General features: G+C 56.2%; 20 protein-coding genes. 7 read left to right on the forward strand and 13 right to left on the reverse strand.

The genetic code is table 11. The annotated features are described in order from the left end of the window. The first annotated feature begins 589 nt into the window (after positions 1-589). Complete coding sequence (locus ELR57_RS12160) at positions 590-1,042, forward strand: VOC family protein (protein WP_126959332.1); 453 nt, start codon at positions 590-592, stop codon at positions 1,040-1,042. 90 nt (positions 1,043-1,132) lie between these two features. Here the strand turns inward: ELR57_RS12160 and ELR57_RS12165 are convergent, their stop codons facing one another. From ELR57_RS12165 to ELR57_RS12180, 4 genes are all read right to left on the reverse strand, one after another. Beyond that, on the reverse strand, positions 1,133-2,092 hold the full coding sequence (locus ELR57_RS12165; RefSeq protein WP_126959333.1) for a hypothetical protein: 960 nt from the start codon (positions 2,090-2,092) through the stop codon (positions 1,133-1,135). Positions 2,093-2,174: 82 nt separating this feature from the next. Continuing rightward, positions 2,175-3,110, reverse strand: coding sequence for a tyrosine-type recombinase/integrase (locus ELR57_RS12170; RefSeq protein WP_238162496.1), 936 nt, complete (start codon positions 3,108-3,110; stop codon positions 2,175-2,177). Positions 3,111-3,213: 103 nt separating this feature from the next. Continuing rightward, a complete protein-coding gene (locus tag ELR57_RS12175) occupies positions 3,214-3,621 on the reverse strand; it encodes a DUF1259 domain-containing protein (RefSeq protein ID WP_126959334.1) in 408 nt (135 codons plus the stop codon). A 220-nt stretch (positions 3,622-3,841) separates the two neighbouring features. Then, a complete protein-coding gene (locus ELR57_RS12180) occupies positions 3,842-4,789 on the reverse strand; it encodes an EamA family transporter (protein WP_126959335.1) in 948 nt (315 codons plus the stop codon). Positions 4,790-5,035: 246 nt separating this feature from the next. Here ELR57_RS12180 and greA point away from each other — a divergent pair, with 246 nt between their 5' ends. Then, on the forward strand, positions 5,036-5,503 hold the full coding sequence (gene greA, locus ELR57_RS12185) for a transcription elongation factor GreA (RefSeq protein WP_126959336.1): 468 nt from the start codon (positions 5,036-5,038) through the stop codon (positions 5,501-5,503). 104 nt (positions 5,504-5,607) lie between these two features. On the opposite strand, the gene ELR57_RS12190 is transcribed toward greA, so the two are convergent. Further along, positions 5,608-6,690, reverse strand: a complete 1,083-nt coding sequence (locus ELR57_RS12190; protein WP_238162497.1) for an MBL fold metallo-hydrolase — start codon at positions 6,688-6,690, stop codon at positions 5,608-5,610. 174 nt (positions 6,691-6,864) lie between these two features. Here ELR57_RS12190 and ELR57_RS12195 point away from each other — a divergent pair, with 174 nt between their 5' ends. Beyond that, positions 6,865-10,197 carry a DEAD/DEAH box helicase gene (locus tag ELR57_RS12195; RefSeq protein WP_126959337.1) on the forward strand — a complete coding sequence of 1,111 codons (3,333 nt, stop codon included), beginning with the start codon at positions 6,865-6,867 and terminating at the stop codon, positions 10,195-10,197. A 9-nt stretch (positions 10,198-10,206) separates the two neighbouring features. On the opposite strand, the gene ELR57_RS12200 is transcribed toward ELR57_RS12195, so the two are convergent. Continuing rightward, positions 10,207-11,703: an outer membrane protein assembly factor BamB family protein gene (locus ELR57_RS12200; protein ID WP_126959338.1), complete on the reverse strand. Its 1,497-nt coding sequence runs from the start codon at positions 11,701-11,703 to the stop codon at positions 10,207-10,209. Between the two features lie 229 nt (positions 11,704-11,932). Between ELR57_RS12200 and ELR57_RS12205 the strand changes: the two genes are divergently transcribed. Continuing rightward, positions 11,933-12,694 carry an alpha/beta fold hydrolase gene (locus ELR57_RS12205; protein ID WP_238162498.1) on the forward strand — a complete coding sequence of 254 codons (762 nt, stop codon included), beginning with the start codon at positions 11,933-11,935 and terminating at the stop codon, positions 12,692-12,694. 129 nt (positions 12,695-12,823) lie between these two features. Then, on the forward strand, positions 12,824-13,693 hold the full coding sequence (gene dapA / locus ELR57_RS12210; RefSeq protein ID WP_126959339.1) for a 4-hydroxy-tetrahydrodipicolinate synthase: 870 nt from the start codon (positions 12,824-12,826) through the stop codon (positions 13,691-13,693). A gap of 371 nt (positions 13,694-14,064) precedes the next feature. Here the strand turns inward: dapA and ELR57_RS12215 are convergent, their stop codons facing one another. From ELR57_RS12215 to ELR57_RS12235, 5 genes are all read right to left on the reverse strand, one after another. Continuing rightward, entirely contained in the window at positions 14,065-14,535 is a 471-nt protein-coding gene (locus tag ELR57_RS12215; RefSeq protein ID WP_126959340.1) for a glutathione peroxidase, read from the reverse strand. A 139-nt stretch (positions 14,536-14,674) separates the two neighbouring features. After that, positions 14,675-15,607, reverse strand: coding sequence for a manganese-dependent inorganic pyrophosphatase (locus tag ELR57_RS12220; protein ID WP_126959341.1), 933 nt, complete (start codon positions 15,605-15,607; stop codon positions 14,675-14,677). A 153-nt stretch (positions 15,608-15,760) separates the two neighbouring features. After that, the gene (locus ELR57_RS12225) at positions 15,761-15,988 is read right to left on the reverse strand and encodes a hypothetical protein (protein WP_126959342.1); all 228 of its coding nucleotides are present in this window, start codon (positions 15,986-15,988) and stop codon (positions 15,761-15,763) included. Positions 15,989-16,040: 52 nt separating this feature from the next. After that, the gene (locus ELR57_RS12230) at positions 16,041-16,664 is read right to left on the reverse strand and encodes a P-loop nucleotide/nucleoside kinase family protein (RefSeq protein WP_370452256.1); all 624 of its coding nucleotides are present in this window, start codon (positions 16,662-16,664) and stop codon (positions 16,041-16,043) included. Further along, positions 16,661-17,896, reverse strand: a complete 1,236-nt coding sequence (locus ELR57_RS12235; RefSeq protein WP_126959343.1) for a D-alanyl-D-alanine carboxypeptidase family protein — start codon at positions 17,894-17,896, stop codon at positions 16,661-16,663. The genes ELR57_RS12230 and ELR57_RS12235 overlap by 4 nt, the downstream gene beginning before the upstream one ends. Positions 17,897-18,028: 132 nt before the next feature. On the opposite strand from ELR57_RS12235, the gene ELR57_RS12240 reads away from it, so the two are divergent. Next, positions 18,029-18,292 carry a hypothetical protein gene (locus ELR57_RS12240; RefSeq protein ID WP_126959344.1) on the forward strand — a complete coding sequence of 88 codons (264 nt, stop codon included), beginning with the start codon at positions 18,029-18,031 and terminating at the stop codon, positions 18,290-18,292. Positions 18,293-18,347: 55 nt separating this feature from the next. Then, on the forward strand, positions 18,348-18,650 hold the full coding sequence (locus ELR57_RS12245; protein ID WP_126959345.1) for a hypothetical protein: 303 nt from the start codon (positions 18,348-18,350) through the stop codon (positions 18,648-18,650). Here the strand turns inward: ELR57_RS12245 and ELR57_RS12250 are convergent. Beyond that, the gene (locus tag ELR57_RS12250) at positions 18,647-19,402 is read right to left on the reverse strand and encodes a polysaccharide deacetylase family protein (RefSeq protein WP_238162499.1); all 756 of its coding nucleotides are present in this window, start codon (positions 19,400-19,402) and stop codon (positions 18,647-18,649) included. The two genes, ELR57_RS12245 and ELR57_RS12250, sit on opposite strands and share 4 nt — an antisense overlap. A gap of 69 nt (positions 19,403-19,471) precedes the next feature. Beyond that, on the reverse strand, positions 19,472-20,764 hold the full coding sequence (locus ELR57_RS12255) for an MFS transporter (protein WP_126959346.1): 1,293 nt from the start codon (positions 20,762-20,764) through the stop codon (positions 19,472-19,474). Positions 20,765-21,019: the final 255 nt, after the last annotated feature.

Here is a 21,019-nt window from a genome sequence, read left to right on the forward strand (position 1 = left end):
TGCCCCTTCATTATTCCGGACATCGGAAGGAACGTTTCGCTCGAACAGTGTTTACATATCTCTTATTATGTAAACTCAAAATTAAAATTTAGCGCCATGGGTCTCTTTTCCATTTTGTAATCCTGGCACCAGCAAGCATCACCATACCGTCCCAACGCGCAGACCGGCACGAATCGGACCGAGTCATTATCGCCAGATGCTTAACCGCTACCGTGTGAACAGACTCGCCTTGCATCTCCTCCTCGGATCGAACGCAATCTGAAGCTTTACCGCTTGCCCTCCTTTTATCCAAGAAATTCTCCTATCTCGAATTGTCCCAATATCCTCCCATAGAAGCTCGACTATTTAATGTCATTAATCACTGCACTCTCGTTCTATTTCGTTAAGTTTACATATATATGTTTATGTTAACTTAATTCATTTTATTTAACCATGTTAAGTGTTTTTGTTGAAATGTAAGGCTTGCACACCCGGCGAACTAGCCAAACATCGCAGCAGCATTAAAATCGTTTGATGAAATAGGAATTGTTGATAGAATAAGGATGAAGACGATCAGGCACTCCATTTGTACCCATAAGGAGCTAAATCGATGGCAACTAACCAATTACTAAGGATGGACAATGTCGGAATCGTTGTCGAATCCCTTGATGAGGCCATCTCCTTCTTCGAGGAGGTAGGCTTGAAGCTGGAAGGTCGTGCTACTGTCGAAGGTGAATGGGCGGGTCGCGTAACCGGGCTGGGCTCGCAGCGCGTAGAGATCGCAATGATGGTTACCCCGGATGGGCACAGCCGACTTGAACTTTCGCGATTTGTCACCCCGTCTCCTGTCTCGGATCACCGAACGGCTCCCGTCAATGCCCTCGGTTATCTTCGCGTCATGTTCACCGTGGAAGACATTGACGAAATGGTATCCAGGCTCTCAAAGCTTGGCGCGCAGGTCGTTGGGGAAGTGGTTCAGTACGAGGACTCGTATCGGCTCTGCTATATTCGCGGGAATGAAGGACTTCTAATCGGTTTGGCGCAGCAGCTCGGGAAAAAATAAGTTCCGAGGGACGAGTTAGCTAACTCAAAAAGCCGCCCCTTCAACGAGGCGGCTTACTTATCGAACCCGATTCGGATGGGATGATTCCCGTTATCGATTCTCGATCAATTCCTTATAGCTTCCATCCAGCCCCGCGATCTCCAGCTCCAGCCTCTTCCGCTCATCCGCCAGCCGCTCTAGCTGAACCTTCACTTCGACTACGCCTCGGTCTACCTTCCTCAACGCATCGTTGATTCGCCCTTGAACGACCCAATCCGTGATGAAACCGTCGAAGAAGTAATCCGCGAATGTCAGGAAGCCGCTCATCTCCACGTCGCCGGCGCCCGTTCGCCAGTTCAAGTCGGCCAATTCCCGTTCGAAGGCTCTCAGGGAGGATTGGGCTTGCTGCATCTGCGCCCTGGCCGCGTCGATTCGGCTATGCTTGACCGCCGTTGAGATCGCGCCTCCGCCGAGCATGTCGTACGTGCCCCAATTCCGCGCGGAACGAAGCTTATCTTGGGCGCCAGTCAGCTTGCTATACGCTCTGGAGCCGGCGTCTTCCGCTTCTGCCGTCTCCCTAAGGCGAGCGCGCAGCGTTCCCGCTTCGTTGGAGAGGCGTTCCAGCTCCTTCTCGGTCTCCTCGTCGAACAGGCGTATCCAACCTTTTTTCTTCGCGAGCAGCTCTTCGAATTCGAGCTCCGCATTCGTGACTTCGGCATACAGCCTGCTTGCTTCCTCATGCTCCGATTCCAGCGACGCAAGCGCCGATAAAGCCGAATCCAGCTTAAGCGCCGCTTCGGCGGCTTCTTTCTCCTCGCGCTCAAGCTTCTCCTCCAGCTGGCCGATCAGCTTGTACCATGCCCGCGGGAGCGAAGCGTTCGTCAGCGTCTCGACGTCGGCTTGCTCCTCGTTCGCGGCCGACCGGCATTGCTGCACAACGGCTTGCTGACGGGAAATTTGGGTCTCCAGTTCGGACAATCGGCGTTGTCGCTTCTCCTTTAACTGTCTTTTCTCCCTGCATGCCGCCAATTGTTCGTTCCATTCGAGAAGCTGCGTCCTCGCTTGATCCATTCCCGTCTCTCTCCTCTTCATCCGCTATTTTCCATATCTTCTCTATATATAACGTCTGAAGAGAGCTTTTGGTTGTCATTTATTACGAAATCGCCGGGATCAGCCCCGCTATCTGGTCCATCGCCCGCTTCATCTGTTTGTTGTCTACGTGCGTATAGATCTGCGTCGTCTCGATGCTCGAATGCCCGAGCAGTTCCTGCAGCGTGCGGATATCCGTTCCGCGGCGGATCTGCATCGTCGCGAACGAATGGCGCAGCTTATGGCAGCTCAGCTTCGTATCCCGCAAGGCCGGCAGCTGTTCGGCGAGTCGATGCAGCGTCTCTTCCGCAATCGACTGAATGCGGCGAATCGACAGCCTTCTGCCGAACTGGGAGATGAAGAACGCCTTCTCTTTGCTCTGCCGCGGCTCTCTTCTATCCGACAGGGATTGCCGAAGCAGCTCGGCCAACGGTTCCGGGAGCGGCACCAACCGCCACTTGCGGCCTTTGCCCAGAATGCGGAGCAAGCCGTCCTCCCCGAGATCCGTCGCGTTCAGCCGGTGTACCTCTCCTACCCGTAAGCCCGCGTACGCCATGAGCAGCAGAATCGCCAGGTTGCGCGAGCGATATTTGCCGTCCACCAGCTCGACCATCTCGCGAAGCTGATCTTCCTCCAGGTACGCGGGAATCCGATTCTTCTCCTGCTTCGACTTCGCGACGGCCGCGGCCGGATTTTCCTTCAACACTTCCAATTCGATCAATGCTTTATACAAGGAACGAATCGACGACAGCTTGCGGTTGCGAGCTTCATCCCCGGCTCCGCTCTCCCTGCACTCGGACAGATACAACATGAGTTCGATTTTGCCCGTGTCCGCCAACGCTTTGGGATAGATCGATCGAAGGTAGCCTCTCGCGTCGTTTAGATAAGCCCTTTGAGTAGCCGAGGTCATCCCCCGGTTCTTCATCCAGAGGAGGAACAATCGAAGCTCTTTCTCGTACTGCTCTTCCAATTCGTTCTTCATGACGTTCGACATGCCCATGCTGCGCCTCCTGATGTGAACAAAGTCCTTCTATCCTATCAAAAAAACGGCTTAGAATTCAAATAGCGTGAAATTCATATTTCGCGCCATTTTTTTTGCGCGTTTACGCAACGGGATAACTGCTTAAGAAGGAGAAGGAATGCGCCATCTTTCTAGCGAAACCCAGCGGAGGTTCGACCGATTGAATGTGCATGTAATAGATCGAAGGCGTCATGTACAACCAGTGATTGTGCAAGGCGCTGACGATCAGCCCTTGCTGGATAACCGAATGCATAAAGCGGGGAATCTCTTCGCCCAGCACCGCTATCTCGGCCAAGCATAAGGCATTGCCGCTGGCATCCAGCGCTTCGAATGAGATTTCCGCCGGTACGACGGATTTGCTCGGTCTTCCTTGCACGGTAACCTTGAGATTGCGGTTCAAGGAGATCGAACAAGCTTCCTGGTCAACGGTGCTCTTGGCATGGAAAATAGCAGCGAATTGTTCGCAAACCGATAACAGGTTGTTGTCCATATCAGGCATTCTCCCTCTGCTCGTCAAAAGATGCCTATAAGTATTCAAGGAGGGTTAGGATTATGCGGGCATGACGCGAATATATAGAAACAAAAAAACCGCGCTTGCGCGCGGCTTCAATAAAATCGATCTATGGATCGAACGATGCAATCGAAGAATGTCGTCGAACCATGCAGTCGGTTGTTATTCTCGGGGGTGCTGCAGGTCCGCAGCTAACCGTCTAGGCCGATAAAGAATTTCTATGGCCCGACGACAGCCTGCGGCTCAGCTCCGGAATGGCGACCCCGATCAGGACCAGCGCGACGCCTCCCCATTGCAAGAGGCTGATGCTCTCATGCAAGGCAACCGCCGACATGGAGACCGTTACCGGCAGCTCTACCGAGCCCAAGATCCCCGCCAAGCCGTTGCTGATTCGCGGAACTCCGATCGCGAACAGGGCCGGCGGAATGAAGGAACCGAATAACCCGAGCGCCAGACCGAACAGCAGCAGCTCCCCCGTCATAGTCCCGTTGAACAAGTAGACCGGCGGATGAAGGATGAGCACGCCGAGCATCGAGCCGGTAATCATCCAAGCCGTTCTCTCTGCCGGTTCCGCGGTCACGACCGCTTTGCCGCTCACCAGAATAAAGAGCGAGTAGGTGACGGCCGACAGAAGGCCGAGCATGATGCCGAATCGGCTGAACTCGTCGACCCCCTTCTCCAGCAGGCCTGCCGCCAGCGCGGTTCCGCCGAGCAGCACCGCCAGCGTCAGAAAGACGGAGACTCCCGGCCTTCTGCGGCGCATGACCGATTCGATCAGGACACCGATCCAGGTAAATTGGAACAACAGGATAATGGCAAGGGAAGCCGACACGTGATGCAGCGCTTCGCCGTAAGCCAGGCTCGTGCACGTCGACGGGAGACCGCACAAGAGAAGAATCCCCCGCTGCTTCCAGGTTAAAGATGATGAAGTGGGCTGGGCTTTTCTCCCCTTGACGCGGCTTGCTCTCCAAGCTCGAATCGTTCTCAACAGCCATGCCCATCCCCAGCAGAGGCAGACACCCAGCATCAATTGCGTTCCTATGACTTGAGGCATCGAATAGCCTTCATTATATGCATGTACCGTAATCGTCGATAGAACTCCATAACTTGCCGCACCGAGCAGTACAGATAATCCGTCGTATCTCATCGTTGCCTTCTCCCTATCTGCGCGTGAAGCCGTCAAGCAACCGTACAGCCTTTTAAATAACTTCCGAACCTTCGCCATCTTACAATGGAATCCAGGGGGAGTCAATCCGACCTTACTCGCAGATCTCCAAACGCGGCTGGTCCGAATTGACAAACGCCTTCAAGAAGTCTTATGATTATAGTTCATTGAACAGCTGAACGGGATGCTCATTGAACCAATCGAGAATACGACGAAGGAGTTGTACCCATGTCTAACGAAGAAGTCATCCTCACTCCGGAAGGCAAAGAGAAGCTCGAACAGGAGCTTGAAGAGCTTAAGACGGTCAAGCGCAAGGAGCTCGCCGCCCGAATCAAGACAGCCATCAGCTACGGCGACTTGAAGGAGAACAGCGAGTACCACTCCGCGAAGGAAGATCAAGCGTTCATGGAGACGCGCATTCTGACGATAGAAGGCATGCTTCGCAAAGCCCGTATCGTTCAGACGGTCAACGACAATCGCATTCAGGTGGGAACGACGGTCGTTCTGCATGACGTGGAGATGAACGAGAAGGTCGAATACAAGATCGTGGGCACTGCGGAAGCGGATGCCATGGAGAACAAGATCTCCTATGAGAGCCCGATGGGCGTAGCCCTCATCGGCAAGTCGGCCGGGGACAAGGTTGTCGTCAATGCTCCGGTTGGCGAGATCGAGTTCAAGGTACTTGAGATTAAATAAAGAACGAAACAGAATGACAACAAAGGCAGTCCATTCGGTCGCTCGGAACCGATTGGACTGCCTTTTCGGTTTTTTGCCATTCTGCACGTCAAAATGCGATTGCGTTATACGATCCGAGTCTGAGTCGGCCCGTCCGCCGTTCCGCTTCTGCCGGTATGGGTAGCAGGGTCCTGCCACCAGTCGGCCTCCCTGCCCCACTCCGTCTCGGCTTCCGAATCCCGATCCAGGTACACCGTCTCTCCGATCTTCGGAATCCGTACGGGGACCCCTAGCTTCTCCGCTTCGGCGGACACCCTTCTCGCCGGATCGTTCCAATCGTGCAGGGCCAAAGTGAAGGCTCCCCAATGAACCGGCAGCAGCACGCCCCCCTGTACGTCGCGATGGGCCTGAACCGTCTCCTCCGGGAGCATATGGACGCCGCGCCAACGCTCATCGTATTGCCCGCATTCCATGATGGCCAGCTCGAACGGGCCGTGCTGGCGGCCGATTCTCTCGAAATGGGGTCCGTAGCCGCCGTCTCCGCTGTAGAACAGCTTCCTCTCCTCCGATTGAATGACCCAAGAGCACCAGAGAGTAGAATCCCGATCGAACAGCCCTCTTCCCGAGAAATGCCGGGCGGGAGTGCAAACGAAGCGAATGCCTTGCACGTTGCGCTCCTCTCCCCAATCCAGCTCGATGACCGCATCGGCCGAAGCCCCCCGCTTCCGGATTCGCTTGCCGACTCCCGTCGGTACGAGGAATACGCCGGTCTTCGGAACCAGCCTGCGGATCGAAGACGAGTCCAGATGATCGTAATGGTCGTGGGACAGCAGAACGATATCGATGGGCGGCAGCTCTTCGATCGAGATCGGCAGCTTCACGCTGTAACGCCGATTGCGGGAGAACGGAACCGGCGAAGGATTGTTGCCCAGCATCGGATCGATCAGGATCGTCTTGCCGCCTATCTGAAGCAAGGACGCCGAATGGCCGAACCAGACGACCTTGTCCTTGCCGTCGCGCAGGGTTGCCGGAGCGAGCGGTACGACCGGAAGCGGCTGCTTCGGCCTTCTCAACGTTCCGGAAGCAAGGAATGCCCGCAGCAACGACACCATGTCGCCGGCGCCCATCTTCATCTTCGCGGAGATCTCATTCTGGAATTTGCCGCTCCGGGCACGGCGGGACTTGTTCCAATCCTGCGTCTCGTTCATGGTTCCGCACTCCTCTCCGTTGTTAGCGATAGTCTAATCCGTCTTCTTCTCCCTGTCAAACGGGCGTTCGGCTCGTCGGCTCCAAGAGTCGGCTTCGCCCTGGTTTTATGGTACGATGGATAGAGATAAACGGGGAAAATGGATCCGGTACGCGGTTTGGAAAGGAAATCATCTATGCCTTCAACTCTATCAACCAAAGAAATCAAACAGCTGTGCGGACGGTTGTCCTATGAGCGCGGTCAGGCTTACCTGCGGGACGGACAAGTCTTCCTGCACCGATATGACGAGAACGGCGCCCGGTATGAAGCCGCCGTCCAGGCGAATAAGACCTATGAAGTGGTCGTCGAGCTGGGCGGACGCGGAGACGCCGCCGTTGTCGGCGCCCGATGCAGCTGCCCTTCATTGGAATCCTATCGGCAATACTGCTCGCATATCGCCGCCGTTCTGCTCGGGATCGCGGAGCTTAACCGGGGGAACGCAGCCAAGCCTGCCGCAACGCGGCTGGCTGCGGAGTCCGAGGAGGCGAGAAACTTGGAACGGTCAAGAAGCCATCTTTCTTCCAATGACTCCGGCCATGACCTGGATGAGCGGGTTTTGCGGCTGTTCTTGCCCAAGACGCCGGCGCCGGGCAGCCGCGCTTCCGTCGTTCGGGAAGCGCGCCGCTTATGGAACGTGGAATTCGCGGTTCGTCCGGTCGCATACGGAATCTCGGATCCTCAGTGGCTGTTCGGCCTGGAGTTGAAGCTGGGAGAGACAAAGAGTTCCTCCGTGCCTAACATTCGGGAATTCCTGGGGTTCTATGAGCGGTCCGAACGTTATTCTTTCGCGAGAAACGCGGAGTATGATCCGCTGCTTCATGCGTTCGCGCCGGTGGACGATGATATTCTTCGCCTTCTCGTTCGCGTTGCGGCGAATGAAAGAACGATACAAGCGACGGCGCCGGCCGTCGCCACGCGCATGCAAGCCAAGAGCGACGAACGGGTCTTGCCGGTCCCTCCCGTCTATTGGAAGGAGCTTGAGCCTCTGCTGGTCGCCGCCGCCCGCGTTCGCCTGATTACGCAAGATGGCGAAGTCGAAGGGCTAGCCGTCGAAGAGAGCCCTGTTCCCCTTCGCTTCGAATTCGATGAGAGCGGCGCGCAAGGCCAGTACGAGCTGCGCGCCGCAGGCTTGGACAAGCTTCAAGTCATGGAAGCCTATGGCCTCGCGATCTCGGGCGGCAAGCTTCTGAAGCTGCCCGAAGCGGAATGCCGCCAGCTGCATGAACTTAAGCGACTGGTCGGCGACCGCTCCGAGGAGACGGTGCCTATCTCCGCCGATTCGCTGGAGAGCTTCGTGGAGCATGCGGTGCCCGGCCTGATGAAGCTGGGGACGGTTGTCGTCGCACCGGCACTATCCGAGAGAATGACCCGACGACCGCTCAAGGCTAAACTCTATCTCGACCGCGTGAGGGACCGGCTCCTCGCCGCTCTGGAATTCCACTACGGCGACATCGTCGTGAATCCCGTGGAAGCCCGGGAGCGTCAGCGCCATTCGGATCGGATACTCATCCGGGAAGGCGCCAAGGAACGCGAGATTCTGGAATGGATGAACGGCAGCGGCTTCGCGATGACGGAGAGCGGCTACATCATGACGGATGAAGAGCTCGAATACGACTTCCTGTACCATCGGCTTCCGAAGCTGGAGAAGCTGGCCCAAGTGTACGCGACGACCGCGGTAAAGCTAAGGCTTCACTCCGGCCCTTCTCCGATTACGGTCAAGGTTGACCGGGAAGAGAGAACGAACTGGCTCGAATTCCGCTTCGAGCTGGACGGCATCCGCGAATCGGAGCTGCGCGAGATCGTCAAAGCGCTGGAGGAGAAGCGCAAGTATTACCGGCTTCCGCAAGGCTCCCTCCTCTCGTTGGAGAGTCCCTCTCTCCAAGAAGTCATGGAGCTGCTTAACGCGGCAGCCATCCGCTCGAACGAATGGCACGGGGCGAAGGCGCGCGTACCGCTCTCCCGCGCCCTCCTCTTGTCCGACGCCGCGGACAGGAATCGCGGAACGGTCGAGCTCGGCAAGGAAGTGCGGAAGCTGCTAGCGAACATGCGTCATCCCGACCATCTCGAGCATAAGGTGCCGGAGTCGATCGCTTCCGTGCTTCGCGACTATCAGACATACGGCTATCACTGGATGAAGACGCTCGCTCATTATCACTTCGGCGGCATCCTGGCGGACGAGATGGGTCTCGGCAAGACGATCCAGAGCATCGCGTATCTCGTCTCCGCGCTTCCCGAGATTCGGGAGTCCGGCATGCCGGCGCTCGTCGTCTGCCCGGCCTCCCTTGTCTATAACTGGCGCAACGAGCTGCGCCGTTTCGCGCCCGAAGCGCGAGCCGTCATCGTCGACGGAGACGAGGCGCAGAGAATCGGGCTCCTGAGGAGTTCGCCCGACGGCGCGCCCGATATTCTGATTACGTCCTACCCGCTTCTGCGCAGGGACATTGCCCGTTATCGGGACAGGACGTTCCATACGCTGATCCTCGACGAGGCTCAGAACTTCAAGAACGAATCGACGCAGACGGCTCGCGCGGTGAAGAGCTTGTCCGCGAGCTATCGATTCGCCTTGACGGGAACGCCGATCGAGAACTCGTTAAACGAGCTCTGGTCCATCATGGACGCCGTGTTTCCGGATTTATTCGGCGATAAGAACCGTTACTTCGAGCTGCCGCCGAGCGAGATCTCCCGCCGTCTTCGCCCCTTCCTGCTTCGCCGCCTGAAGCGGGACGTTCTGCGCGACTTGCCGGAGAAGATCGAGTCCGAGCATGCCTCGGAGCTGCTGCCCGAACAGAAAAAGCTCTATATCGCTTATTTGGCCGAGCTTCGCGAGGAAACGGTTAAACGCTTGAAGGATAAGGATCATCGGGCCAACCGGATCCGGATTCTTGCCGGCCTGACGCGCTTGCGGCAGCTCTGCTGCCACCCCGCCCTGTTCGTCCCGGGCTACCGCGGCGGCTCCGCCAAGCTGGAGCAGCTGCTGGAGCTGATCGAAGAAGGACTTAGCTCCGGCAGGCGGATTCTGATCTTCTCCCAATTCACGAAGATGCTCGATCTCATCGGGAAGGAGCTCACTTACCGGGCGTATCCGTACTTCCGCTTGGACGGCTCGACGCCGCCGGCCGAACGCGTCGAGCTGAGCGAGCGCTTCAACGCGGGCGAGAATTCCCTCTTCCTCGTCTCGCTCAAGGCGGGAGGAACCGGGCTGAACCTGACGGGAGCCGACACGGTCATTCTCTACGATCTGTGGTGGAACCCGGCCGTCGAAGCCCAAGCGACGGATCGCGCCCATCGAATCGGCCAGAAGAACGTCGTTCAAGTCATCCGCATGGTCGCGGAAGGCACGATCGAGGAGAAAATGGCCGAGCTGCAGAAGCGCAAATTAGGCCTGATCGACGAGGTTCTGGAAACTTCCGGGGGCGAGTCCTTCTCTTCCCTGACCGACGAAGAGCTGATCGAACTGCTGCAAGCTTGAGCCGCGCTCCTACTCCAGCTTAAGTCCGTAGATCTTGCCGCCTCGGGTCGCCACGACCGCATAGTCGTTGAACACGGCAGGCGAAGCTTCGGTGTTGGCCCCGAGGCTCGTGCGTCCCTTCACCTGTCCCGTCAACGCGGACAGCACATAGAAGTTGCCGGCGGAATCCGCTTGCAGCAGGCTGGCGTTCCCGGATCGGTCATAGACGTCCACCGGGGACGACCATGCGTAATTAGCCATTTTCCAAGTCCAAATCTCCTTTCCGGTCTTCTTATCGAGTGCGACCATGAGTCCCGCGCCGAAGCTTCCATAACGGGCAATGGTGAAAATAACGCGGTCGTCGATCGATTGCTTCCCGAGTACGGGAGTCGCGAGCAGGCCGCCATTCACCGGATGATCTCCGCGTTGCGTGAAGCAGGCGTACTGCCTTTGCCACACCGCTTCCCCCGTGAACCCGTTGATCTTCCGCAGTACCGCATACCCCTTGCTTCCTTGCTTATCGACCTCCGTGCCCGTATAGAGGAACGGAATGCCGTTCTCCGTCTCGATCACGATGGTCGCATCGGTATCGTCGAGGGACGGCAGCGACCAGATCGGTTTGTTCGTCGTCAGATCGATCGCCTGCAGGCTTCCCCCGTTGTCGGCGAAGAAGGCGTAATGATCGTATACCGCCACCGAATTCTCGATTCCTTGATAGGAGTTGCCCGCGATGGAATACCGGTATTTGCTGACCTCCGGCTTGATCGTCAGCGTCTTCTTGGTCGCGCTGAACTGAGTGTTGAGCTTCACGCTGTAGAACATGCCGTTCTCTCCGCCGACCAGCAGCGTATCGTCATAGCGATTGAACAACGCCGAGCTGTCGAACGCCCCCCAGCCTCTTTTGGCGAAGGAGTCGATCCCTTTCATATAGAACAGCCTCTTCTGGTCGATTAGGCTGTACAAGCCGAACCCGATCGTCCCGTTCTCCGGGATTCCTTCTCCGACATAGAGAAGCGGATAACCGCGCGAATCCACCGATACGCTGCCCTTGATCGGATTGCCGATCTTCAATGGATTGCGCGTCTGCTCCCCGGTCTCCAGATCGAGGAAGTAGACGTATCCGTCCAAGGAAGCGTAGATGACCTCGGTGAATCCCGTTTTGCTCTTGAATTTGTCCTTCACGTTCATGGCCTTCAGCACCTCGGGCTGCCACCGGACGATGGCCGGCTGCCCGGTCCATCCCGCGCCGCCGCCCCAGGAGCTCGAACGGGTCGTCAGCTTCCATACTTGCCGGGGAACGAACGTCTTCATGTCCGCGGTTCCGAAGGAAGGAGCGCTGCGATCGGCGGACCCGCGAAAGGTAAGCACGCCCTCTACATCCGTATATTCGGCCGGAAACGATTGCTTCTTCGGCTCGACGTTCCAGCGATACTGAATTTGGCTTGCCGCGCTTGCGCTGTTCCCGATGACCGTTCCGATGGAGTGAAGGACCAACAACGCCAATAAAGTGATACGACGAGACCGCATAACGAGCTACTCTCCCGACTCTCCCAAAGTCGAAGGAGATTTCCGTCTCCTCCGCTTGTTCGATTGTACCTGTCGCCGATCGAGAAGCATGTCAATCGCTCTGAGCGGATACGCGGAGAGTTTGTCGAAGGAAGTTCCCCTGGATCGAACGATGGCCGGGCATTGTCATGCCTTGCATCCGCGTGGCATAAAGTACCAATAGACTCTGAGAAAGGAGTGACCCCTTCCGATGATGAACCCGCCCTATCGTTCGATCAACCCGCTCGTCTTCGTCCTTATTCACGGGTCGTGGGCCGACACCAGCTTCTGGGACGGCATCTCCGCCGAACTTCGCCAGATGAGGCATAACGTCCATGCGGTTCCTTATGCCGGCCACGACTCGGATCCGAATCGGCAAGCGACGCACGCCATGATCGTGAAGTCCGTCGTCGATTATATCGTCCAGCGCGGCTTGACCGATATCGTCCTGGTCGGCCACAGCTTCGGCGGAACCGTGATCCAGAAGACGGCCGAGCAGATTCCGGAACGAATCAAGCGGCTCGTCTTCCTGAACGCGTTCGTTCTGCCGGATGGGCAGAGTCTCGCCGACCAGCTCCCTCCTGCCGCCGTCGATACCTTCACGCAGCTTCGCAAAGCTTCCACCGACGACACTATCTCGCTTCCCTACGCTCTGTTTCGCGAATCTTTCGCCAACTTGGGCAGCGAAGAGCAGGCGAAGTGGCTGTTCGACCGCACGCCCGCCGAGCCGGCCGGACCGTTGTTCGAGAAGCTGGGCCTTAAGAGGTTCTACTCCCTCCAGATCCCGAGAAGCTACGTTTACTTAACGGAAGACAACGTGTTCCCCCAGACCGACGAATACAGCTTCCACCCTCGCATGTCCGCTCGTCTCGGCTTATATCGGCTTATCAAAGGAACGGGCGATCATATGGTCACTCCGCGCTATGAACCGGGATACGTCGCCCGTCTGCTGTACATGGGCGCGCGGGATTAATGATGACAACGCCTGTCGAACCTTCCATCGATTTTCTCGATGACTCCCTTCGATACTATTCGGCACTTTAGAACGCCGATTATGGTAGGGTAGACTGGAGAGATCAGTTGAGATGGAGGTTCGGGATGGATGAGGGAAGATCAACTGCAAGGCTTGTTTGTCCCCGTCGTGGCGCCTTTCGATTCGAATGAAGAGCTGGACTTTGTAGCTTTCCGCCATTATATCCATAGCTTGCTGCAGGAAGATATCAAAGGAATCGTAATCAACGGCACCACGGGAGAGTCGCCAACGGTCGCTTGGGAGGAAGTTCGGCAGCTGTTCGAGATCGCCAAGGAAGTCCGAGGAGACAATAAGAAGTTGATTATCGTCGGCACGGGGACGAACGATACCCGCGAGACGGTTCGCAGGACCAAGGAAGCGAAGAGCCTCGGAGCGGACGCCGCGCTCGTCGTCGTCCCTTATTACAGCCGCCCCTCCCAGGAAGGCATTCTCGAGCACTTTCGGTTTGCCGCCAGCACGGGACTTCCGATTGTCGCTTACGAGGTCCCGCCGCGAACCGGCGTCCGCTTGGAGCCATGGACGGCGTACTCGATCCTGCAGCTGGACGGCGTCATCGGCATGAAGGATAGCTCGGGAAGCGTCGAGCTGCTGCGGGAGCTGAAGCGATTGGGCAACATCAAGCCGGTTCTGTGCGGGGAAGACGCTCTCCTGCTGCCGATGCTGCGGGAAGGCGGCGCAGGAGGCATGCTCGCATCCGCGAATGCGCATACCGCCCGATTCGCAGAGCTCCTGCGTCTAGTGAAGGCAGACCGCGATGAGGAAGCGTCAGCCCGGTTCGAGGAGCTGCTCCCCTTCATTCGGCTTCTCTTCAGGGAGTCCAATCCTTCCCCGATCAAATGGCTTCTTGCAAGTAACGGCAGCATCGCCAGCGACCGGACGCGATTGCCTTTGACCGGAATCTCGGAAGAGCTCAAGAGAGACCTCGAGGGGTGGATCTGATCCGGGCATTAAAGAAGGTCATGTCTTCCACATTGCATCGAGCCACCAACCTTATCAGCGTTTGAATGAGTGGGCAGCATGCCCACGGAACGCGAAAGGACCTCATACACACCGATAAAACGGTGGGAGAGGTCCTTTGTCTCGATATTTATTGTATTCGAATTTTCGAGCATATTTTTATCGCGATACTCGAATTCAACAAATCTATTCGAAATTTCATATATAAATTTGCTTACCATCCCAAAACAGAGAAATTATATATGAGTTATCGTATACAATCTTCTTATTCTGAATTTATCTGCAAATTATAATCGAAAAATCGAATATAATCACGCTCTGTACGCAGGATCAAGCCCATCAAAAACGAACGCTTATAGCAAAGCCGCGATCTTCGACTCGAACTCGGCAGGCGTCACCATCGGATCGATCCGTTCCACGACGTTGCCCTCGCGGTCGACGATGAACTTCGTGAAGTTCCACTTGATATCGAACTCATCGGCAGGGCCTTGGCTCGTCAAGTATTGGAACAACGGATCGGCGTTGTCGCCGATGACTTCCGTCTTCTCGAACATCGGGAAGGTAACACCGTAGTTCAGCGTGCAGAACGCTTCGATCTTCTCGTTGCTCTCCGGCTCCTGCTCTTTGAACTGGTTGCTCGGGAAGCCCAGAATGACCAAGCCGCGATCCTTGTAGGACTCATACAGCTTCTGAAGACCTTCGTATTGAGGCGTAAGGCCGCACTTGCTGGCGGTATTGACGATAAGAAGCACTTTGCCGGCATATTCGCCAAGGGTCGTCTCGGTCCCGCGGATCGTCTTCACTTTGAAATCATAAACGGACATGGGGTTGCCTCCTCTAAGGGTACGACTATTTCTTTGAATCTCAATTAGATTGTATGCAATTTAATTTCCGTTGTCAAACCCGATAAGAAAAAGGACAAAGTTCCCCGCTAACCGGGCTTTGTCCTCTTCTCCATTCGATTTATTGCTTGTTGAACGTGTCCGTCAGAATCGGAACGATCTGCGACTTGCGGGATACGACGCCCTTCAGGATCGCCTTGTTCGCATCCAGCTTCACGCCGTACGCTTGTTCGACGACTGCGGCGGACTTGCCGAGCGCGACGCCGACGGAATCGTTATTCAGGATGTCCGTCACGACGAAGAGGAACAGATCCAGTCCCTTCGCCGCGATAATGCCGTTCAGCTTGTCTTCCAGCTCGGCTTGACGGTTCAGGACATCGTTCACGTCAACGGCGTTGACTTGAGCGATCTCGACCTTCGCGCTGCCCATGGAGAATTCCTTGGAATCGAGCGATACGAGCTCGTCGATCGACTTGTCGGCGAGGTTGGCGCCTGCCTTCAGCATGTCGAGGCCGTAGACGTCGGCATCAACGCCTGCGATCTGAGCCAGCTCGCGAGCGGCGGCAACATCTTCCGGAGTGCAGGTTGGAGACTTGAACAGAAGCGAATCCGAGATGATAGCGGAGAGCATCAAGCCCGCGATATCCTTGGAGATCTCGACTCCGTTCTCTTTGTACAGCTTCTTCAGGATCGTAGCCGTGCAGCCGACCGGCTCGGCGCGATAGTACAGCGGGCCGCTCGTCTCGAAGTTGGCGATGCGGTGGTGGTCAATCACTTCGATGACGCGCACTTGGTCGATATCGCTGGCGCTTTGTTGACGTTCGTTATGATCGACGAGAATGACTTCCTTCACTTCGTTCGCGACCGTCTCCACGAGACGAGGAGCAGACGCTTTGAACGTGTCCAAGGCGAATTGGGTCTCGGCGCTGACGTTGCCCAGTCGAACCGCTTCAACGTCTTGTCCGAGCTTGGTCTTGAGGTCCGCATACGCGATGGCAGAACAGATCGTATCGGTGTCGGGATTCTTATGCCCGAAAATCAGTGCTTTTCCCATGTTCATACTCCTTATTTATCATTTGGCGTTAAAATTATACCCTAGCAAAAGGAAAGCAAGCAAGCTCTCGCCGCAATATGGAGACGGCCTCCCCGCAAAAAAACAGCTTCCTTCCTCCGCGCGGGAGCAGGAAGCCGTTCATTCTCCGGAAGCCTACGACATGACCGCCTTGCGCGTCTCCACGGATTTGATCTCGGCAGTCGCCGCGTCGATTCTCGAGGCATCGATGGCCGAGCATCTCTTGCATACCTTTAGCGACTTGCCGTTCGAATTCGTTCTCGTATAGAGCAGCTTGATTCGGGTCGCCTTGCAGACCGGACAGGTTCCCCGGCCATGCGAGGGCATATTCCAGATCGATCTTCCACGCTTCGACTTCGCCACGCTCTCACCTTCTTATTCGATAGGATGAGTCCATTGTAGCGATGTTTCCGTGTCACATGCTGTCACTATACGGGGTCGAATCCGAATTCCCGTAGATAAATTCATAGAGCCGCTTCCGTTTGGCTTCGTCCAGCTCGCCTTCATTATCCAGATAGAGCACCGAACCGTCCGGCAACTCCCATCGGATCTCTCGAATCGCGAGCGATTGGCGGAAGCGGTCCCAGTGCCGAAGCTTCCATTCGTCGGAAGCCAATCGGCGTTCGATGATCCTTCGGCGATAAAGCTCGGGATCGCTCAGGTAGACGTAGACGACTTTGACGATGGCTTGACGGCGTTTCTCTCCAAGAGATCGAAGCTCGTTCTCGAGCCATTCGCGGCTCTCGGTCTCGCGGGTGAACGGCCCGATGACGATCGCGTCGTTGCCAAGCTCCACGTTCTCCAGCGCCGCGTTCATCGTCATCCGGTAGCCCAAGTCGCGGCACAGCTCCTTATATTCGTCGGAATCGCGGTCCTCCGGGTCCAATCCGGCTAGCGTCATGAGCTTCTCCGAAGCGGGACGGGCGAAGGTGTCCATATCCAAGAAAGCCGCGCCGCGAAACCTCGCGAGCTCCTTCGCTATCGTCGTTTTGCCGGCTCCCGCGGAACCGATCACAAAGATAAGGCGTCCTATCGTCATCTCCACCCGTCCCTCCGGCCGTAGCTGCGGTTCCTTCGCCTTCTCCTTCGCTTGCGCAGCCAGCCCCAGAACAAGACGAGACCCGCGGCGGCTAACGCAAGCCAGAGCGCTCTATTCCCGTGTTTGCCGGTTTCCTCCGTGCCTGTCCTCTCGCTGGCCGTCCGCGAATCCTCAGATGCTTTCTTTTCTACCCGATCCGTCTCGGTCAGGCTTCCGACGGATTGTTCGCCGTACGGAGTATCGATCAGCACCTCTCCGTCTTGGCTCACGACCGAGCCGGGATTCGTCCCGTTCGGAACCAAGGCGGTAATCGCTTTATCGGCGGTCCACTTCACGGCAGCGCTCTCATCTTCGCGGACATATTCCTCATTCTCATGGAAGAACGTCTTCGCGTAGAAATCCGCGAAGCCGTAATCCAGCATCTTCGCGGTATCCGAATAGGCAAGCTCGCTGCCGGAGGCTCTCAACACGACGGCGATCAGGTCGACCCCGGCTCTTGTCGCCGATGTCACGAGCGTATTGCCCGCCGCCGTCGTATAGCCGTTCTTGACGCCGTTCGCTCCCTCGTAGTTCCAGAGCATTTTGTTATGATTCACGAGCTCGGACTGCCACTCTTGGCCGTTCCAAGGCATCGACTTGGTGGAGACGATCTTCCGGAACGTCTCGTTCCGCATCGCATAACGAGCGATAAGGGCCATATCCTCGGCGGTTGTCACCATCTCCGGATCGGGAAGGCCGGACGGATTCGTAAAGCGGCTGTGCGTCACTCCGACGTTCTCTTGAACGAATCGGTTCATTCGTTCGGCGAACGCTTCCTTGCTGCCATCCATATGCTCCGCGATAGCGGTAGCCGCGTCGTTGCCGGAATTGATCAGCATTCCGTAGACAAGCTTCTCCAGCGTAACCTGTTCGCCCTCCGCAAGGTACACTCGGGTACCGTCTTCATGGCGGGCTTCTTTGGACACCGTGACGATATCGCCGAGATTCCCTTCCTCGATGGCGATGATCGCGGTTACAATTTTCGTGATGCTGGCGGGATAAAGCGGCTGCTCGGCATTCTTGCCGTAGAGGACGACGCCCGAATCGGCATCGATCAGGACGGCCGCCTCCGATCCGACCAGGGGAATTCGTTCTTGTTCGGTTCCCGTTCCTTCCGCGTAGATAACAGGCGCCTGGATGAACGAAATCCCGATTCCTAATACTAGCACAGGGATGATTCCGCGACTTGCCATTGTGCACCGCCTACTATGTAGTTGATCGGAAAAGTTCCTTTATGAGCCTAGTTCGTATTATAGTATAAATAAGGAAGTTCCGAACTAGAATTTCTATCAAAAAATAGGCAGAAAGCGCGGGATATCGACAAAATGAACACATTCCTGAAAAGATGGCAATCCAGAAGAGAATTAGGCAAGCAAAAATACGTGCTTCGGTATGGGTTTATCGCCATCGGAGTGACGGCCACTCTCTTATTCACGATATCCGACCTTTCTTTTAATGGAGACATCTCCTTCACTTACCTCTTGGGAAGATTAGTCATGTTCCCCACGATAGGAACCATTATCGCCGGCATGGTATGGGAGAGAAACGAGAAAAAGTATGCCCGGCTGACCGCGAAGAACGCTCAATAATCGGCAAGAGAGACTTGCCTAGTAGTTGCTTAGAATAGAAAGAAGGAATGAAAAAGTGGCATTCGGCATTACCCGGCTCGAGTTGTCCGAATGGAAGAGGCAAGTGCTGCAAGGAGAGATCGCTTACCTCACGCATTACTGGCTGGATCCTCGTTTTCCAGGCATAACGACAGTAACGAAGGTTGGCTGCGCGAATCTGGACCGCCTTCGTTCGTGGTGCCTGGAGAACGGCTTGAATCCACGCTATATTCATGAACGGGAGACCTATCCTCACTTCGATCTTATCGGAGCCAAGCAGAAGGAGATCCTGCTTCGCGAGGGTTTGGAGAATCAGTTGGCGCGTTTCCGCCTGCTCTAATGGGTATTGTCCAACTTAACGGGATTGGACTTTCCGTGCCGCATGAGTTCCGATACGGTCACCATTCGGTAACCCCTTCGGGTCAATTCCGGCAGAATCTGCTCTAAGGCTTGAACCGTCTGCGTAGAGCCCGCCACATGATCGTGAAGCAGAACGATGTCCCCATTGCGGGCGTTATTCAGCACTTTGCGGACGATTTGCCCGACTCCCGGAGAGATCCAGTCCCTCGTGTCCTGATGCCAGGACCAGAGAATCACCGTGTACCCGCGTTCCTTCGCCATGCGGATAACCGTCTCGTTATAGAAGCCCCCGGGAGGCCGGAACCAACGGCAGCGCTGCCCCGAGATCTCCGATAGTTTGCTTCCCGCGCGGTCCATCTCGCTGGCGATATCCTGCTGCCTGTTGCGGCCGTTAAAATACATATGAGTATAAGTATGATTCGCGATCTCGTGCCCTTCGAGCGCTTCTCTTCGGACGATATCCGGGAATCGTTCGGCTCGTCGCCCGACGACGAAGAAGGTCGCTTTGGCATCGTATTTCGAGAGCAGGTCCAGAATCTTGTCCGTGGTTCTCGGATCGGGACCGTCATCGAAGGTTAACGCAATCAGCTTCTCATCCATCGGGACCTCCCAGACGATCTCCCCGCGCGATTCGTAATGTTTCCTCGAATTTTCGCGCGGCGCCGTCGTAAAGCTGCTGGTCACGAGCAAACAGGCAAGGGCCAGCGCGGAGATCCATAACGATTTTTTCAACGTTCGTTCCCCCTTCGTTCATCCTTGTTAGTATGAGAAGCGAACGTTTGATTTATGTCCATTCGCGCTTTAACGCGCGGTCGCGCGCAGTCGGCCTTCGCCGCGTTTGCTCTCCTCCCCCCATCTTCTGTCCGGTTCCGTCCCTTTGGTCTCCTCGCCTAAGAACCACACCGCGAACGCGCCGATCAGGATCGCCGCGAAGAAAATCGTAAAGATCGCGCTAAGCGGCACGTTTCTCGTCTTCAGCTCTCCGACCAGATACGGGCCGATCACGCCTCCGACCCGGCCGAACGAAGCGGCCAATCCCACCCCGGTCGAACGGATGGAAGTCGGATAGTTCTCCGGCGTATACGCATACATGGCGCCCCATGCCCCCAGATTAAAGAAGGAAAGGCAGATGCCCATCGTCAGCAGCATTCCTTCCGTGTGGGACAACCCGAAGCCTAGCGCGCTTACGGCCGTCAGAATCAGATAGGTGACGAGCACGAACTTCCGGCCCGTTTTCTCGATGAGGAATGCGGCTGTAAAATACCCCGGCAGTTGCGCTAACGTAATGATTAGCACGTATTCGAAGCTTTTGACCAAGGTAAAGCCCTTCATCCCCATGACCGTCGGAAGCCACAGGAATATCCCGTAATAAGAGAAAACGACCATGAACCACAGGATCCACAGCGTAATCGTGCTCCTGCGATGCTCCTTCGCCCAGACGGCGCCGAATCTCATCTTGAAAGTCGGTCTCTTCTCCCGCCGAGCCGCGAAACGCGGGGAATCGCTGATGGTCCGGCGCAGCAAAATCGCGTAGAGAGCGGGAACCGCCCCGATCGCGAAAGCGATCCGCCAGCCATATTCGGGAATCACGAAGTACGAGATCAGCGCGGATACTATCCAACCGATTGCCCAGAAGCTCTCCAGCAGAACGACATACCGCCCCCGATCCTCCGAGGGAACCGATTCGGATACGAGCGTGGAAGCGACCGGAAGCTCGCCTCCTAGGCCGAACCCCGCGATAAAACGCAGAACGCACAAGACCGCGAAGCCCGAAGCCAAGGCCGACAAGCCGCTTGCGAGGGAGAAAATCAACAGCGTCCAGAGGAGTATCGACTTCCTTCCGTATCGATCCGCGAGCGATCCGGCGATCGCCGCGCCCGCCACCATCCCGATCGAATTGATCGCGGTCACCCATCCGACCTCGCGGGCGGTCAGATTCCATTCGACGACCAGCGCCGCCACGATGAAGCTCACCATGCCCACGTCCATCGCGTCGAATAACCAGCTAAAGCCGGCGCTGAAGAGCAGCTTGCGTTTTTTCGCTCCGGTTAAGTAAGGTGGTGCCTGCGTATGATGCTCCTCGTTAGACAACATCCTTGCGCCCCTCTCTTCCTCTCGGTCATGCTGCTAATATTCGCCGGCGTAAGCGAACTTATGAGCAACGACGAGACGAGCGAAGCCCCTTACATTCGATACGAGCATGTTGACAAAGTGCGGTGAATTCCTTTATCCTATATAGTGTTCTTTTTACGGTCTAATTGTAGACTTAACTTTTCATATGTCAGCATAGGCGGTAGAGAGGGCGTGCCTTTCTGCCGCTTCTTATTTCTTGATGGGAGGATCATATGC

Origin of the sequence: Cohnella sp. AR92, assembly GCF_003990975.1 — a bacterium.
Lineage (GTDB): Bacteria > Bacillota > Bacilli > Paenibacillales > Paenibacillaceae > Cohnella.

Coding starts and splice junctions, on each gene's coding strand:
- ELR57_RS12160 (WP_126959332.1), top strand. CDS start 590: ATGGCAACTAACCAATTACTAAGGATGGACAATGTCGGAATCGTTGTC.
- ELR57_RS12165 (WP_126959333.1), bottom strand. CDS start 2,092: ATGGATCAAGCGAGGACGCAGCTTCTCGAATGGAACGAACAATTGGCG.
- ELR57_RS12170 (WP_238162496.1), bottom strand. CDS start 3,110: ATGGGCATGTCGAACGTCATGAAGAACGAATTGGAAGAGCAGTACGAG.
- ELR57_RS12175 (WP_126959334.1), bottom strand. CDS start 3,621: ATGGACAACAACCTGTTATCGGTTTGCGAACAATTCGCTGCTATTTTC.
- ELR57_RS12180 (WP_126959335.1), bottom strand. CDS start 4,789: ATGAGATACGACGGATTATCTGTACTGCTCGGTGCGGCAAGTTATGGA.
- greA (WP_126959336.1), top strand. CDS start 5,036: ATGTCTAACGAAGAAGTCATCCTCACTCCGGAAGGCAAAGAGAAGCTC.
- ELR57_RS12190 (WP_238162497.1), bottom strand. CDS start 6,690: ATGAACGAGACGCAGGATTGGAACAAGTCCCGCCGTGCCCGGAGCGGC.
- ELR57_RS12195 (WP_126959337.1), top strand. CDS start 6,865: ATGCCTTCAACTCTATCAACCAAAGAAATCAAACAGCTGTGCGGACGG.
- ELR57_RS12200 (WP_126959338.1), bottom strand. CDS start 11,703: ATGCGGTCTCGTCGTATCACTTTATTGGCGTTGTTGGTCCTTCACTCC.
- ELR57_RS12205 (WP_238162498.1), top strand. CDS start 11,933: ATGATGAACCCGCCCTATCGTTCGATCAACCCGCTCGTCTTCGTCCTT.
- dapA (WP_126959339.1), top strand. CDS start 12,824: ATGAGGGAAGATCAACTGCAAGGCTTGTTTGTCCCCGTCGTGGCGCCT.
- ELR57_RS12215 (WP_126959340.1), bottom strand. CDS start 14,535: ATGTCCGTTTATGATTTCAAAGTGAAGACGATCCGCGGGACCGAGACG.
- ELR57_RS12220 (WP_126959341.1), bottom strand. CDS start 15,607: ATGGGAAAAGCACTGATTTTCGGGCATAAGAATCCCGACACCGATACG.
- ELR57_RS12230 (WP_370452256.1), bottom strand. CDS start 16,664: ATGACGATAGGACGCCTTATCTTTGTGATCGGTTCCGCGGGAGCCGGC.
- ELR57_RS12235 (WP_126959343.1), bottom strand. CDS start 17,896: ATGGCAAGTCGCGGAATCATCCCTGTGCTAGTATTAGGAATCGGGATT.
- ELR57_RS12240 (WP_126959344.1), top strand. CDS start 18,029: ATGAACACATTCCTGAAAAGATGGCAATCCAGAAGAGAATTAGGCAAG.
- ELR57_RS12255 (WP_126959346.1), bottom strand. CDS start 20,764: ATGTTGTCTAACGAGGAGCATCATACGCAGGCACCACCTTACTTAACC.